This is a genomic window from Clostridium tertium, from assembly GCF_017873245.1.
In the GTDB taxonomy this organism is placed as follows: domain Bacteria; phylum Bacillota; class Clostridia; order Clostridiales; family Clostridiaceae; genus Clostridium; species Clostridium tertium.
This window is the reverse complement of sequence record NZ_JAGGJY010000005.1, coordinates 29,708-45,556: the sequence shown is the minus strand read 5'-3', so window position 1 is coordinate 45,556 and position 15,849 is coordinate 29,708. Positions and strand designations below refer to the sequence as shown.

Here is a 15,849-nt window from a genome sequence, read left to right as displayed (position 1 = left end):
AATTTTATATTGAATTCTGAATTTTAACTTAATATTTAAATTATAAATTTAAAATATAAATTATTTATTGTATAATCAATATAAAAAAAATAAGGAGATTAAGCTTATGGGTGTAGAGAAAAAAAGAGAATTTATAATTAATACATTATATTTATTAATTGTTGCTACAATAATATATATAGCAATTAAATATGGACTAGGTTGGTTTTTACCATTTGTCATAGGTTTTGGAATAGCATTTATATTAAAACCATTAATAAATTCAATATCAAAAAAATTTGGGCTTAATAGAAAAGTTGTTGCGGGAATTACAGTCTTAATTTTTTATACAACAGTAGGAGCATTAATTACTGTACTTATAGTTAAGTTGTTTGTTGAATTGAAGGATGTATTTATTAAATTACCTAATCTTTATACAACAACAATAGAACCTGTGATATTACAATTATCAAGTGGGTTTGAAGATATATTAATAAAATTAGACCCTACTTTAATGCAAGCTATAAGAGATATGATATCATCATTAACAGAATCCTTAGGAAGTATAATTTCTAGTATATCATCAGGAGTAGTTGTATTTATATCATCAACAGTTACAACAGTTCCAACTTTTTTTATTATAGTAATATTTTCAATTATTGCATCTTTCTTTTTTGCAATGGATTATACAAATATAACAACTTTTATAACAAGGCAGTTTTCTGAAAGAGCTTCTAGTATTATTTTTGATGTAAAAGACTATATAGTTGGTACCTTATTCAAATTTATTAAAGCTTATTCAATAATTATATCAGTAACTTTTATAGAACTTGCAATAGGGCTTTCTATATTAAGAGTTGAAAGCGCAATAACAATAGCATTATTAATAGCTTGCGTAGATGTACTTCCTGTACTTGGAACAGGTGGGATTGTTATACCTTGGATTATAATAGAACTAATTAGAGGAGACATAGGTTTAGCAGTAGGGTTAACTATAATTTATGTTGTTATAACAATAGTAAGAAATGTTCTAGAGCCAAAGGTTGTAGGTCAGCAAATAGGATTACATCCTATAGTAATGCTAATGTGTATGTTTATAGGTGTAAAAATATTTGGATTCCTAGGATTATTTGTATTACCTATAATAGTTATAATACTAAAAAATTTAAATGACAGTGGAAAGATACATATATTTAAATAGTTGGTTAGTAAAACTGCTATAATAACAGATTTAAAAATTTTGATTAAAAAATAAGAGAATTTATTGAGCTTAATATAACAATAGATGTATAAGAAATTATTGAATTATATAGAGGTGAAACAGTAATTATATTTTTATAATTTAATAATCTACTATATTTTGGAGAAGAAATATGAAAATTAAATTTTATGAAAAAAATATAATAGAAAATGAAAAATTACTTTATGCAATAGTAGTATCAAGATATAAAAATAAATGGATATTTGTTAAGCATAAAGAAAGAAATACTTGGGAAATTCCAGCAGGGCATAGAGAAATTGATGAAGATATAAATTTAACAGCAAAAAGGGAATTATTTGAAGAAACAGGAGCTAAAGAATTTGAAATAGTATATATGTATGACTATTCTTTAGAAATTGATGGAAAGGAAAGCTACGCGGCATTATTTTTTGCTGAAATATATTCTTTAGGAGATCTACCAGATTTCGAAATAGGAGAAGTTAAAGAGTTTAAGGATATGCCTAAAAATTTAACTTATCCATCTATACAACCTAAATTATTTGAAAAAATAAAAGAAGAATTAATAGGAAGTATTAACCAAATGATGAGTGAAAGGTTATAATGGTTAAGAGAGAAGGCAATTACTAATATGATAATAAGTGGGACGATATACAAGAAAACATATTTGTTTTTTATTATCTATAGTATTATCATATAGTTATAAAAGAAAAGCGAGGTGAGGAAATTATGATGATGAATACTCACAAAGCTTTAGCACAACAATTTATAAGCAATGTAGAAGAGGATAAAGTATTTATAATAAATGACGGACAATTCATATGGGGAAATTTAAAACCAGACTCTGTATCAAAATATAAGTTTAAAAAACATTATATAGATGAAAGTTTTGGTATGATTGTTAAAAAAATAGAATTTTTATCCTCATTAACTTTAGATGATATTTATACTAGATATTCATCTAAAAAGTTTAATCAAGAATTAGGCGTAGTTTGCCATTTTCTATGTGACTTTTTCTGTATTCCACATTTTCAAAGATGGGAATTTAAAAGTGCTAATGCTATGAAAGAACATGTATTATATGAAAATGAATTGAATAAATTTTCAAAGGATTATAATATAAAAAGAGATATGAATTTTCACCTAACATCAGAAGAAATTGGAAAGTATATAATGAAACTTCAAACTGAATATGAAGGTATAGCTTCATATGAAAAAGATTTACTTTTTGCTAGCCATATTTGTAGTACAGTTGTAAATATGGTATTAAATGAAGTAGTTTTAAATCAAAAGTTAAAGGAGCATATAGCTTTAGTAATATAGAGAGTCGATTGACTCTCTATTTTTTTATAAGTAAAGTATAAAATTATAAGATTTTGTAGATGTTATCATAATAAGAACTTTAATACTAGAATATTTAAAATAATTGATTAAAATATTTTTATTTAAAGTTGACACATTTAATATAAGTAGCATATAATATTATCAAAGAAACATATGAGCAATTGTTCATATGTTGTGGGAGGGAATTATGGAAGAGAATAAATTAGAAAGTTGTAATTGTACAATAATCCACAAGGATGTTGTTGAAAAGGTAAGAGAATCTATACCAGATGAAGAAAAATTATATGATTTAGCCGATTTATTTAAAGCTTTTAGTGATTCTACAAGAATAAAAATATTATGTGCCTTATTTCAGAATGAGTTATGTGTATGCGATTTAGCAGCATTATTAAATATGACACAATCTGCAATTTCGCATCAGCTTCGAGTATTAAAATCAAATAGATTAGTTAAGTTCAGAAGAGATGGAAAAGTTATATATTATTCATTAGCAGATGATCACATTAAGCATATATTTAATGAAGGATTTAAGCACATTATTGAATAAGGAAGTGGTGAAGAATATGAGTAGTAATGAAATAAGATTAATTTTATCAGGGTTAACATGTGCAAATTGTGCAAATAAAATTGAAACAAAAGTAAATAATATGAATGGGGTTAAGGAAGCTACTTTAAATTTTACAACATCTACTTTAATTATAGAATTAAATGGGGAAAGACATGATGATGATATTATATTAGAAGCAAAATCTATAATAAACAAGCTAGAACCAGGCGTTAAAGTATTTAATAAAAATGAAAGTAATATTATTCCTAAGGAGGTTAACAAGTGTACAAGTGATACTTGTTCTATAGAAAATAAAAATGAGAAAGAAAATCATACTCATGACAAAAATCATTCTCACGGTAAATTTAGAGGAGAATCTCATGAGCATTCAAGTGAAAAACCACATGAACACTCACATGATCACTCTCACGGAGAAGCGGTGAGTTTAAAAGAAAATATGAGACTAATAATAGGAGCCATAGTATATGCAATTGCTTTAATTTCAACAGAAGGATCAATTTTATCTGTAGTATTATTTGCATTAAGTTATGTATTAGTTGGAGGAGAAGTTGTATTAACTGCTATTAAAAATATTTTAAGAGGAGAAGTTTTTGATGAAAACTTCTTAATGACAGTCGCTACTTTAGGCGCTTTCTTTGTAGGAGAGTTTCCAGAAGGTGTAGCAGTTATGTTATTTTATCAAATAGGAGAAGTGTTCCAATCATATGCAGTAAATCGTTCAAGAAAATCAATTACTTCTCTTATGAATATAAGAGCTGATTATGCAAATATCTTAAAAGATGAAAAAGAAGAAAAAGTTAATCCAGAGACAGTTAATATAGATGATGTAATAATAATAAAGCCAGGAGAAAGAGTACCATTGGATGGTATAGTATTAGATGGAACAAGCTTCGTTGATACATCAGCACTTACTGGAGAATCTGTTCCAAGAGAAGTTTCAACAGGAGAAGATATTTTAGCTGGTTTCATAAATACTAATGGTGTTTTAAAGGTAAAAGTAACTAAGAACTTTAAAGAATCAACAGTTTCTAGAATTCTAGAGTTAGTAGAAAATGCTTCTAATAAAAAAGCACCAACTGAAAAGTTTATAACTAGATTTGCAAGGATATATACTCCAATAGTTGTTTTCTCTGCATTAGCATTAGCAATAATACCACCTCTAGTTATTAAGGATGCAAGTTTTTATGACTGGATTTATAGAGCATTAATATTCTTAGTAGTATCTTGTCCATGTGCCTTGGTAGTTTCAATTCCTCTAGGATTATTTGCAGGTATTGGTGGTGCATCTAGAAAAGGTATATTAGTTAAAGGTGGAAACTATTTAGAAGCACTTAAAGATGTTAATACAGTTGTTTTTGATAAAACAGGAACATTAACAAAAGGTGTTTTCAAAGTAACAGAAATAAATAACGTTGACATAGCTAAGGAAGAATTAATAAAGATTGCAGCTATTTCAGAAAGTTTATCAAATCACCCAATAGCACAATCTATAATAAAGGAATATGGAAAAGAAATAGATTCTAATGAGCTAAGTGACTACGAAGAGATATCTGGACATGGAATTAAGGTAACAATCAATAATTCACAAGTATTAATTGGTAACTATAAGCTTATGGAAAAATTTGAAATAAAATATAATAATATAAATTCAATTGGAACAATAGTTCATGTAGCAATAAATAATGAATATAAAGGTAATATAGTAATTTCAGATGAAATAAAGGAAGGTTCTAAATCAGCAATAGAAGGATTAAAGGCTATTGGTGTATCTCAAACAGTTATGCTAACAGGAGATAACAAATCAGTAGGAGAAAAGGTAGCATCATTAGTTGGAGTAGATAAGGTATTTGCTGAATTATTACCAGGAGATAAAGTTGAAAAAGTAGAAGGGTTAATTAAAAATAATTCAACTGAAGGGAAAGTTATATTTGTAGGAGATGGAATAAACGATGCACCGGTTTTAGCAAGAGCGGATATTGGAGTTGCTATGGGTGGTATTGGATCAGATGCAGCTATAGAAGCAGCAGATGTAGTTCTAATGAAAGATGATCCTGAAGCATTAGTTACAGCTATTAAAGTAGCAAGAAAAACAAATAAAATATTATGGCAAAATATAATATTCTCATTAGGAGTAAAAGTTCTTGTATTACTTTTAGGAGCTTTTGGTATTGCAAATATGTGGGAAGCTGTATTTGCAGATGTCGGAGTTACAGTAATAGCAGTAATAAATTCAACAAGATGCTTGAAATAATTTCAAATACTATTTTTATTGACAAATTTCAGCATATTAAATATAATAAATTAGGTTGAGAACATTTCAGGCATAAGGGAAGCATACAAGATCATTATCTTGTTTACAGAGCACATTGGGGGCTCTGTATAAATTTGAGACTTATGTATAACGGATCTGCTACGTTATACATAAGTCTTAATTTTTTTATATAATATAATTACGCTAAATTTTGTTTGAAAATAAAAATTAAAACTAATAAAAAAATATATAAAAAGTATATTAATTGACCAAAATATTACTAAGTAAACTTTTATGATTGAGAAAAAATTAACTATTTAATATACGTTTTAGTTTGTTAAATAGATAACCTAAGTTATTTTAAAATTATAATAAAAGTGGTAAAATATAAATATGAAGATGAATAATATTGTTTTAATATATAAGATAAGAGAAAGTAGGAGAAAATATAGTATGGATAAGAAAAAGAATATTTCAATGGCCGTAATCAAGAGATTACCAAAATATCATAGATATTTACAAGAGTTATTAAGAAATGATGTAGATAGAATTTCTTCAAAAGAACTAGGAGAAAAAATAGGATTTACGGCATCACAAATAAGACAAGATTTAAATTGCTTTGGTGACTTTGGTCAACAAGGATATGGATACAATGTAAAGGACTTATATAATCAAATTAGCATAATATTAGGGTTAAATAGAGAATATAAGGGCGTAATCATTGGAGCTGGTAATATAGGTCAGGCAATAGCAAATTACAGCAGATTCTCACAAATTGGGTTAGATATAGAAGCTATATTTGATGCAAATCCAAAACTTTTAGGAATGAGAATAAGAGATATAGAAATACAAGATATAGATATACTAAAAAATTATCTTGAAGATAATAGTATAGATATAGGTATAATCTGTGTTCCAAGAATTAATGCTCAAAAGGTATGCGATATTCTAGTGGAAAATGGAGTAACAGGTATATGGAATTTTGCACCTGTTGACTTATCTGTACCTAAGGATGTAACAGTAGAAAATGTTCATTTATCAGAAAGCTTATTAACATTAATATATTTATTACATGATAAAAATGAAAATAAATAACTAAATTGATAATTGGATTAAATTAGAAATAGTTATTGCAAAAGAAAATTTAAGAGTTTATAATAATAATTGAAGCATCTGCTTCAATTATTTTTGCTTATGATTGTTATAAGATTAACAAATTGATTCTATATGATACATACTAACATAAATTCAATTATTAATATGTTTTAAATGCAATCATAAGATACTACATGGGTTATGTCTATTGAATAAATTTAATATAATCATGGATAAAAGGGGGATTCTATAATGGAATTGAAAAATATAATTCTTGAAAAAGAGGAAAATCTAGCGATTGTTACAATTAATAGACCTAAAGCATTAAATGCATTAAACTCAGAAACATTAAAGGATTTAGACGTAGTATTAGAAGACTTAGAAAATGATAGTAATATTTACTGTGTTATATTAACAGGAGCGGGAGAAAAGGCTTTTGTTGCCGGAGCTGATATTTCAGAAATGAAAGATTTATCAGAGGATGAAGGAAAAGAATTTGGCCTTTTAGGAAATAGAGTTTTCAGAAGATTGGAAAAACTAAACAAGCCTGTTATTGCAGCAGTATCAGGATTTGCCCTTGGTGGTGGATGTGAACTGGCTATGGCATGTGATATAAGAATAGCTTCTGAAAAAGCAAGATTTGCTCAACCAGAAGTTGGTCTTGGAATAACACCTGGATTTGGTGGAACTCAAAGATTGCCTAGATTAGTTGGAGAAGGTAAAGCTAAAGAACTTATTTATACATGTGCAACTGTAAAAGCAGAGGAAGCGCTTAGAATTGGTTTAGTAAATAAAGTTGTAGCCCTTGAAAATTTAATGGAAGAAGCAAAAGCTATGGCAAAGGCAATAATTAATAATGCTCCAATTGCAGTTAAGTTATGTAAAGATGCAATAAATAGGGGAATGCAAGTTGATATAGATAGAGCTATAGAAATTGAAGCTGAAGATTTTGGAAAGTGCTTCTCAACAGAAGATCAAAAAGAAGGAATGACAGCTTTTATTGAAAAGAGAAATAAAAATTTTTATAACAAATAGTCAGAAAAAATGAAATATAACGAATTATCGAAAAATTAAAATATATGTAGTTAAGTAAAAATGGGTGCAATATCGAGGAGGTATAATAAATGAATTTTCAATTAACTAGAGAGCAAGAATTAGTAAGACAAATGGTTAGAGAATTCGCTATGAATGAGGTAAAACCAATTGCTGCTGAAATTGATGAAACAGAAAGATTTCCTATGGAGAATGTTGAAAAAATGGCCAAGCTTGGAATGTTAGGAATTCCATTTGCTAAAGAATATGGTGGAGCTGGTGGAGACACTCTTTCTTATATAATAGCAGTAGAAGAATTATCAAAAGCTTGTGGAACTACAGGTGTTATAGTATCTGCTCATACTTCTCTTTGTGCTTCTTTAATAGAGCAATTTGGAACAAAAGAGCAAAAAGAAAAATATCTAGTAGATCTTGCAAGTGGTAAAAAATTAGGTGCATTTGGATTAACTGAACCAGGAGCTGGTACAGATGCAGCAGGACAACAAACTGTAGCTGTATTAGATGGAGATAATTATATATTAAATGGATCAAAGATATTTATAACAAATGGTGGAGTAGCTGATACATTTATTATTTTTGCTATGACTGATAGAAGTAAAGGAACAAGAGGAATTTCAGCATTTATAGTTGAAAAAGAATTTGAAGGTTTCTCAATTGGAAAGAAAGAAGAAAAGCTTGGAATTAGAGCGTCTTCAACAACAGAGTTAGTTATGAGCAATTGTATAGTTCCAAAAGAAAATTTAATTGGACAAGAAGGTAAAGGCTTTGGTATAGCTATGAAAACTCTAGATGGAGGAAGAATTGGTATTGCAGCTCAAGCTCTAGGAATTGCAGAAGGAGCATTTGAAGAAGCTGTTGCTTACATGAAAGAAAGAAAACAATTTGGAAAACCATTAGCAGCTTTCCAAGGACTTCAATGGATGATAGCAGAAATGGATACTAAAATTGAAGCTGCAAGGCATTTAGTTTATAAAGCTGCTTGGTTAAAGGATAATAAACTTCCATATTCAGTAGATGCAGCAAGAGCTAAACTTTATGCAGCAGAAGTTGCTATGGATGTAACAACTAAGGCAGTCCAAATATTTGGTGGATATGGATACACTAAGGAATATCCAGTTGAAAGAATGATGAGAGATGCAAAAATAACTGAAATATATGAAGGAACTTCAGAAGTTCAAAAGATGGTTATTTCAGGAAATGCTTTAAGATAATAGGGGAGGATTTATAGATGAATATAGTAGTTTGTTTAAAACAAGTTCCAGATACAACAGCTGTTAAAATTGATCCAAAGACAGGGACTCTTATAAGAGATGGTGTTCCATCAATAATAAATCCAGAAGATAAGCATGCTTTAGAAGCAGCCTTAACTTTAAAGGATAATGTAGGTGGAAAGGTTACAGTAGTAAGTATGGGGCCTCCTCAAGCACAAAATGCATTAAGAGAAGCTTTATGTATGGGAGCTGATGAAGCTATACTTATAACTGATAGAGCTTTTGCAGGAGCTGATACACTAGCAACTTCAAAAACTTTAGCAGGAGCAATAAGAAGATTAGAATATGATGTAGTTTTTGCTGGAAGACAAGCTATAGATGGAGATACAGCACAAGTTGGACCAGAAATTGCAGAACATTTAAATATACCTCAAGTAACATATGTTCAAGGTGTTAAAGTAGAAGATGATGGGTTATTAGTAAATAGAGCATTAGAAGATGGGTATGAATTAATAAAGGTTAATGGACCAGTTCTTTTAACAGCTATAAAAGAATTAAATGAACCAAGATATATGAATGTTAGATATATCTTTGATACTGCAAATACAGAAATAAAAATTTGGTCAGCAGCTGACCTAGAAGTGAATAAAGAAGAACTAGGACTTAAAGGTTCACCAACGAAGGTTAAAAAGTCAATGACTAAAGAAGCTAAGGGAGCAGGAGAATTAATAAATGAAGTTCCAAATGAAGCTGTAAAATATGTATTAGGTAAATTAAAAGAAAAACACTACATCTAGGAAATATGGGAGGTAAAAAAGATGAGTATAGCAGATTACAGAGGCGTATGGGTATTTGCTGAGCAAAGAGAAGGAGAACTTCAAAAGGTTTCTTTAGAATTACTTGGTGAAGGTAGAAAAATTGCTGATAAATTAGGAGTAAAATTAACAGCTCTTTTATTAGGAGATAATATAAAGGGTTTAGCTGATGTATTAGGAAGACATGGAGCAGATGAGGTTTTAGTGGCAGAAAATGAATTATTAAAGCACTATACTACTGATGGATATACAAAGGTTATTTGTGATTTAGCAAATGAAAGAAAGCCAGGAATATTATTTATAGGAGCAACTTTCATTGGAAGAGACCTAGGACCTAGAGTAGCTGCAAGGTTATCTACAGGATTAACAGCAGACTGTACAGTTTTAGATGTCGATGTAGAAAAAGCTGATTTATTAGCAACAAGACCAGCATTTGGTGGTAACTTAATGGCTACAATAGCATGTCCAGATCACAGACCACAAATGGCAACAGTAAGACCAGGAGTATTTTCAAAGATTTCAGATGAAGATAGAAACTTTACTGTAGAAGAAGTAGAAGTAAAAATCGCAGATTCAGATATCAGAACTAAAATAGTTGAGATAGTAAAAGAAGCAAAAGATATCGTTGATATAAGCGAAGCTAACTTCATTGTTTCAGGTGGTAGAGGAGTAGGTTCAAAAGAAAATTTTGCTATTTTAGAAGAATTAGCAGAAGCTTTAGGTGGAACAGTAGCAGGTTCAAGAGCAGCTGTAGAAAATGGATGGATAGAAAGAGATTATCAAGTTGGACAAACAGGTAAAACAGTAAGGCCAACTATATATATAGCATGTGGTATTTCAGGTGCAATACAACACGTTGCAGGTATGCAAGATTCAGATTTAATAATAGCTATAAATAAAGATGCATCAGCTCCAATAATGCAAACAGCAGATTATGCAATAGTTGGAGACTTGCTAAAAGTTGTTCCAGAGATGACAGCACAAGTAAAAGCAATGAAAGAAAACTAATTAATAATGTATAATTAAGGAAATAACAATTGATAATGGACAATGGAAAGTAGACAATTAAAGAAATAGACCAGTTTACTGAGTTATGAAATTATCACCTAAATTATCAATTGTCAATTGTGAATTGAAGAAACGGGAGGTTTTTAATATGGAAAAGATTTTTGTTATAGGTGCAGGAACTATGGGAGCAGGTATAGTTCAAGCTTTTGCTCAAAAGGGTTATGAAGTAATAGTTAGAGATATAAAGGATGAATTTGTTGAAAGAGGAATAAACGGAATCAATAAGGGATTAACTAAGTTAGTTGCTAAGGGTAAGATGAGTGAAGAAGATAAAGAAGCTGTTCTTTCAAGAATAACTGGAACTACTGATTTATCTCTTGCAGAAGATTGTGATTTAGTAATTGAAGCTGCTGTTGAAAATATGGAAATTAAAAAGAGTATATTTGCGGAATTAGATGGGATTTGTAAAGAATCTACTATATTAGCTTCTAATACATCATCGTTATCAATAACAGAAGTTGCTTCAGCAACAAAGAGACCTGATAAAGTTATAGGAATGCATTTCTTTAATCCAGCTCCAGTAATGAAGCTAGTAGAAATTATAAGAGGAATGGCAACATCAAAGGAAACTTTTGACTCTATAAAGGAATTATCATTAGCAATTGGTAAGGAACCAGTAGAAGTTGCAGAAGCTCCAGGATTTGTTGTTAATAGAATACTTATTCCAATGATTAATGAAGCATCATTTATTCTTCAAGAAGGAATAGCTTCAGTTGAAGATATAGATACGGCTATGAAATATGGTGCAAACCATCCAATGGGACCTTTAGCTTTAGGTGATCTTATAGGATTAGATGTATGCTTAGCTATTATGGATGTTTTATATAATGAAACAGGAGATACAAAGTACAGAGCAAGTAATCTTCTAAGAAAGTATGTTAGAGCTGGATATCTTGGAAGAAAGACTGGTAGAGGATTCTATAATTATTAAAAATTTACCCTAAATATGATTTGATTTAATATGGATTTGATTTGTTGAACTTTTTTAAGATAGAGAAATTTACTTAATTTCTCTATCTTTCTTTATATAAATTATTATTGAATACATATTATCCATTTTTTATTGAGAGTATGATATAATTTATAAAGATAAAAATTATTAATATTTAGTTTAATTCTTAGGGGGAAGATGGCTAAGTAAGAATAGTTTATTAATATCTCGGGGATAAATAATATATTAATGGTATATTAATTATATATAAGAGGTGAAGAAATGGATTTTAAAAATGCTATTTTTGAAGATAATAAAGTAGTAATACAAGGTACAAAAAACTTTAATATAAAACAAATACTAGAGTGTGGGCAATGCTTTAGGTGGGATAAGATAGAAGATAATAACTATATTGTAGTTGCTTATGGAAGAGTTATTGAAGTGATTCAAAATGATGATGAAGTTATTATATATAATTCCAATGAAGAAGACTTTAATAACATATGGAAGAATTATTTTGATTTAGAAAGAAATTATGATGAAATAAAAGATGTTCTTGCAAAAGATGAGATACTTAGAAAAAGTGTTGAGTTTGGTTATGGAATAAGAATATTAAATCAAGATCCTTTTGAAATTCTTATAAGCTTTATAATATCTGCAAGAAATAGTATCCCTTCAATAAAGAAAACAGTTAAAAAGATATGTGAGAGATGGGGAGAAAAAATAGAATACAAGGGAAATGAATATTATACATTTCCAACTCCACAAGCAATTAAGGATGCTACATTAGAAGAAATTCAAGAAACAGGAGCATCTTTTAGAAGTAAGTACATAGTTGATACAATTAAAAAGGTAAATGAAGCTATAGAAGTTAAGGAAGATATAAAACTAAATCCTAGTAAGTATGATGAAAGACCAGAAATATTAGATTTTGATTTAGAATATATAAAATCATTAGGTGATGATGAGTGTCATATAGCTTTACAGAAATTTATGGGGGTAGGTGCTAAGGTAGCAGATTGCATAATGTTATTTTCAATGACAAAGCATTCAGCTTTCCCTGTAGATGTATGGGTTAAAAGAGCTATGATTCATTTTTATGTAGCGCCAGATGTATCACTAAACAAGATGAGAGTATTTGCAAGAGATAAATTTGGAGCTTTATCAGGAATGGCTCAGCAATATCTTTTCTACTATGCTAGAGAAAATAAAATCGAAGTATAGATTTTAGCAAATTGCGAAGAAATTTATTATTGAAAGCTTAAGAGTGAAAAAGTTAAAGTGTTTTGTGTTGCAAAACTAAAAAATATATGTGAGAAATTACTTCTTTCACTTTTAACTATTTTATTTCATAAAATATAAATATTGGAATTTAGTAATAATAATTATATAATTAAATTAATGGATTTTAATATAATATATAAAGTGGAAAATGTAGATTATAGGTAGCAAAGTTGGTAATAATACATGTAAAATATCCAATCATATAACATAAATATTGTAGGGGGAAACAAAATGTATTATTTAGGAATTGATGGTGGAGGCACTAAAACAAAATATCTATTAGTAGATGAAAAGTTACAAAAGGTATGCGAAAGAGAAGGAGCAACTATACACATCCATCAAGTTGGTGTAGAAGGAATTAAGAATGAACTAAGAGAAAATATTTCTAATATATGTGAAGAATCAAAGATTTCTGTAAGGGATATCTCATATGCTTTTGCAGGAGTGCCAGGATATGGTGAAAGCTTAGATGATATGGTTAAAATTGATGAAGCTATAAAAGAAGTTATGGAAGTACCATATTCAATTGATAATGATGCTGTCAATGGATGGGCAGGAGGAACTGCTTGCAAGCCAGGTATAAATGTAGTAGCAGGTACAGGAAGCATAGCTTATGGTAGAAATGCCGAAGGTAAACTAGCAAGATGTGGTGGTTTTGGACCAGGAATAGGCGATGATGGAAGTGCTTATTGGATTGCACTTAGAACGATTAATGAATATACAAAGCAAAAAGATGGAAGAAGCGAAGAAACTGTTTTAGTTGATATACTTGAAAAAGAATATAATATAACATATAAATATGAAATTGTTGATATTGCATTTAATAGATTGAAATTTAATAGAACAGAATTAGCTAAGTTTTCAACAATATGCTTTTTAGCAGCAGAAGAGGGATGTCCAGCTTGTAAAAATATATTTAAAGATGCAGCAAAAGCTATATTTGAACATATATCTGCTATATCAAAAGAATTAAATTTCAAAGATGAGTTTGTTGTTTCATATACTGGTGGTGTATTTAAGTCAGGTAAGCATGTTTTAGAGCCACTTAAAGAAATGATAAATGAATCAGGATTAAAGTGCCATTTACAAGAACCTGCACTTGATCCTTGGAATGGATCTGTTTTATTAGCATATACTTTAGCTGGTAATACAGTACCTGATAATGTAAAAGAAATATTTAAGTAAATTATAAAAATGTATTTTTGAAATATATAAGATATAAATAAGTAAGTGGATTTTAAAGAAGAGTTTGTTCTTTTTTATACTGAGATAGAAAAGTTTATATGTTTATAAAGTTGAGAATACTATGATTATATTAATAATTAAAAAAGAGGACTGCTAATAAATAGCATGTCCTCTTTTTGAAGTAAATTATTTAGCCCACATTGTGAATCCAAATAAGTGACCGAATAAAGCACCAACTATTCCAAGTACAAGTAATAAACCTATACATGCAACAGGAGTCCATTTTCTTTTCTTAATTAAGTAGAATAACATTAATGTTAGAGCTAGTGGAAGCATTTGAGGAAGAACACCATCTAATATATTTTGTATATTAATTGGAGCTTCTCCATTTGGTATTTCAATAGCTAACTTTGTTGCACCATAGTTTGAAGTAAGAGCTCCAACTATGAATACTCCTAACATAGAAGCTGAACGTGTAAATTCCTTAGCATTTTTTGTTAAGATATCAATTGCCTTTGAACCTAAGTTATATGACCAATGCATTAACCAATATCTAATTGCAAATTGAACACCATTAAATATTAGCAAGAATAGTATTGGACCAATTAAGGATCCACCAATAGCCATGTTAGCAGTGATACCAGCAGTAATTGGAACTAATGTGAACCAGAAAATAGCGTCTCCAATTCCACCTAAAGGACCCATAGCAGCAACACGGACAGCGCGAATAGTATTAGTATCGGCTTTTTGTTGCTCTAATGACATAATTATACCCATAACAAAAGTTACAAGGAATGGGTGAGTATTAAAGAACTCTAAGTTGTGTTTCATGGATTTTGAAAGGTCTTCTTTATTAGTATGAATTTTTTCAAGTCCAGGTAATATTCCATATAGCCATCCAGCAGCTTGCATTCTTTCATAGTTAAATGAAGCTTGTAAGAATAATGAACGCCAAACCATTTTATTTAAAGTTTTCTTATCGAGTTGTTTGGCAGGAGTCAAATCTTTATATAATGTACTATTAGATTCCATCTTCGTCATCTCCTCCTATTCCTATATTTGCTGAAGCAGCTTTCATTTTTACATTAATTTGGAAGTCGTAAATACATACTGCTATTCCAATGAATGCAATTATTAATAATGCAGATCCAGATAGACCTTCGATTTTGCCTATTATAGTTGCTAGTGCAAAACCTGCAAAGTAAATTCCCCATAAGTCATTTGATAACATGATACGTAATAAAATTGCAAATCCAACATAGCGCATCATTCCACCAGCAGCACCAAGTCCATCCATGAACCAAGAATATTGTGCTGATAAATTAGATAATGTTTCACCAGCAGCACTACCACCTATTAAACCTATAACAACTACAAGTGCAAAGAATAATCCTAAAGCAGACATTGCGCCATAGTTAAGCTTTTCAATTCCTCTTGCATCTGCATTATCAGCATATTTATCAGCTTTTGACATTAATGGAGACATAATTGTGAATAATAATGTAACACAATATTGTCCTATTAATGCAAATGGAACTGCTAGTCCAACTGCAGCTGTTGGCTCTAATTTAGAAGAAATGGCAAATACTACAGCCATTATTCCTCCGATAACTGCATTTGGAGGCTGAGCTCCTCCTACAGGCATATTACCGATTGTCATTAATTGATAAGTACCACCTACAATAAGTCCAGTTTGTAAGTCTCCAAGAATTGCACCAATAACAGCTCCTGATACAATTGGTTGATACAATGATTCTAAGAAACTAAATTGATCAATACCTGCAATAAATGCAAATACTGCAACCAATAGAATTTGTATAATATTAAAATCCATTTAGCATTCCCC

At 29.5% G+C, this 15,849-nt stretch carries 15 protein-coding genes; 13 read left to right on the top strand and 2 right to left on the bottom strand.

The features are described from left to right. Nucleotides 1-106: 106 nt before the first annotated feature. The 13 genes from ytvI (at nucleotide 107) to J2Z25_RS07495 (ending at nucleotide 14,003) form a co-directional block, all read left to right on the top strand. A complete protein-coding gene (ytvI, locus tag J2Z25_RS07555; protein ID WP_008681008.1) occupies nucleotides 107-1,180 on the top strand; it encodes a sporulation integral membrane protein YtvI in 1,074 nt (357 codons plus the stop codon). Nucleotides 1,181-1,352: 172 nt separating this feature from the next. Beyond that, the gene (locus J2Z25_RS07550) at nucleotides 1,353-1,802 is read left to right on the top strand and encodes an NUDIX hydrolase (RefSeq protein ID WP_209739476.1); all 450 of its coding nucleotides are present in this window, start codon (nucleotides 1,353-1,355) and stop codon (nucleotides 1,800-1,802) included. Between the two features lie 125 nt (nucleotides 1,803-1,927). Then, nucleotides 1,928-2,521, top strand: coding sequence for a zinc dependent phospholipase C family protein (locus tag J2Z25_RS07545; RefSeq protein ID WP_142419101.1), 594 nt, complete (start codon nucleotides 1,928-1,930; stop codon nucleotides 2,519-2,521). Between the two features lie 208 nt (nucleotides 2,522-2,729). Beyond that, nucleotides 2,730-3,089 carry an ArsR/SmtB family transcription factor gene (locus J2Z25_RS07540; protein ID WP_209739474.1) on the top strand — a complete coding sequence of 120 codons (360 nt, stop codon included), beginning with the start codon at nucleotides 2,730-2,732 and terminating at the stop codon, nucleotides 3,087-3,089. A gap of 16 nt (nucleotides 3,090-3,105) precedes the next feature. After that, the gene (locus J2Z25_RS07535) at nucleotides 3,106-5,361 is read left to right on the top strand and encodes a heavy metal translocating P-type ATPase (protein ID WP_209739472.1); all 2,256 of its coding nucleotides are present in this window, start codon (nucleotides 3,106-3,108) and stop codon (nucleotides 5,359-5,361) included. Nucleotides 5,362-5,814: 453 nt separating this feature from the next. Then, nucleotides 5,815-6,456 (top strand): redox-sensing transcriptional repressor Rex, encoded by a 642-nt coding sequence (locus tag J2Z25_RS07530; RefSeq protein WP_008681002.1) that lies wholly within the window; start codon nucleotides 5,815-5,817, stop codon nucleotides 6,454-6,456. A 252-nt stretch (nucleotides 6,457-6,708) separates the two neighbouring features. Further along, complete coding sequence (locus tag J2Z25_RS07525; RefSeq protein WP_209739470.1) at nucleotides 6,709-7,491, top strand: short-chain-enoyl-CoA hydratase; 783 nt, start codon at nucleotides 6,709-6,711, stop codon at nucleotides 7,489-7,491. A gap of 89 nt (nucleotides 7,492-7,580) precedes the next feature. Then, nucleotides 7,581-8,720 carry an acyl-CoA dehydrogenase gene (locus J2Z25_RS07520; protein ID WP_008681000.1) on the top strand — a complete coding sequence of 380 codons (1,140 nt, stop codon included), beginning with the start codon at nucleotides 7,581-7,583 and terminating at the stop codon, nucleotides 8,718-8,720. 17 nt (nucleotides 8,721-8,737) lie between these two features. Next, complete coding sequence (locus J2Z25_RS07515; RefSeq protein ID WP_142419098.1) at nucleotides 8,738-9,517, top strand: electron transfer flavoprotein subunit beta/FixA family protein; 780 nt, start codon at nucleotides 8,738-8,740, stop codon at nucleotides 9,515-9,517. A gap of 21 nt (nucleotides 9,518-9,538) precedes the next feature. Further along, entirely contained in the window at nucleotides 9,539-10,543 is a 1,005-nt protein-coding gene (locus tag J2Z25_RS07510) for an electron transfer flavoprotein subunit alpha/FixB family protein (RefSeq protein WP_209739467.1), read from the top strand. Between the two features lie 148 nt (nucleotides 10,544-10,691). Continuing rightward, nucleotides 10,692-11,534, top strand: coding sequence for a 3-hydroxybutyryl-CoA dehydrogenase (locus J2Z25_RS07505; RefSeq protein ID WP_209739465.1), 843 nt, complete (start codon nucleotides 10,692-10,694; stop codon nucleotides 11,532-11,534). 282 nt (nucleotides 11,535-11,816) lie between these two features. Further along, on the top strand, nucleotides 11,817-12,758 hold the full coding sequence (locus J2Z25_RS07500; protein ID WP_008680994.1) for a DNA-3-methyladenine glycosylase family protein: 942 nt from the start codon (nucleotides 11,817-11,819) through the stop codon (nucleotides 12,756-12,758). 291 nt (nucleotides 12,759-13,049) lie between these two features. Continuing rightward, complete coding sequence (locus J2Z25_RS07495; protein ID WP_209739463.1) at nucleotides 13,050-14,003, top strand: N-acetylglucosamine kinase; 954 nt, start codon at nucleotides 13,050-13,052, stop codon at nucleotides 14,001-14,003. 186 nt (nucleotides 14,004-14,189) lie between these two features. Here the strand turns inward: J2Z25_RS07495 and J2Z25_RS07490 are convergent, their stop codons facing one another. Together J2Z25_RS07490 and J2Z25_RS07485 are read right to left on the bottom strand one after the other, a co-directional pair. Further along, nucleotides 14,190-15,035 (bottom strand): PTS system mannose/fructose/sorbose family transporter subunit IID, encoded by an 846-nt coding sequence (locus J2Z25_RS07490; protein WP_008680991.1) that lies wholly within the window; start codon nucleotides 15,033-15,035, stop codon nucleotides 14,190-14,192. Continuing rightward, nucleotides 15,025-15,837 (bottom strand): PTS mannose/fructose/sorbose/N-acetylgalactosamine transporter subunit IIC, encoded by an 813-nt coding sequence (locus J2Z25_RS07485; RefSeq protein ID WP_008680990.1) that lies wholly within the window; start codon nucleotides 15,835-15,837, stop codon nucleotides 15,025-15,027. Before J2Z25_RS07485 ends, J2Z25_RS07490 begins: the two co-directional genes overlap by 11 nt. Nucleotides 15,838-15,849 lie beyond the last annotated feature (12 nt).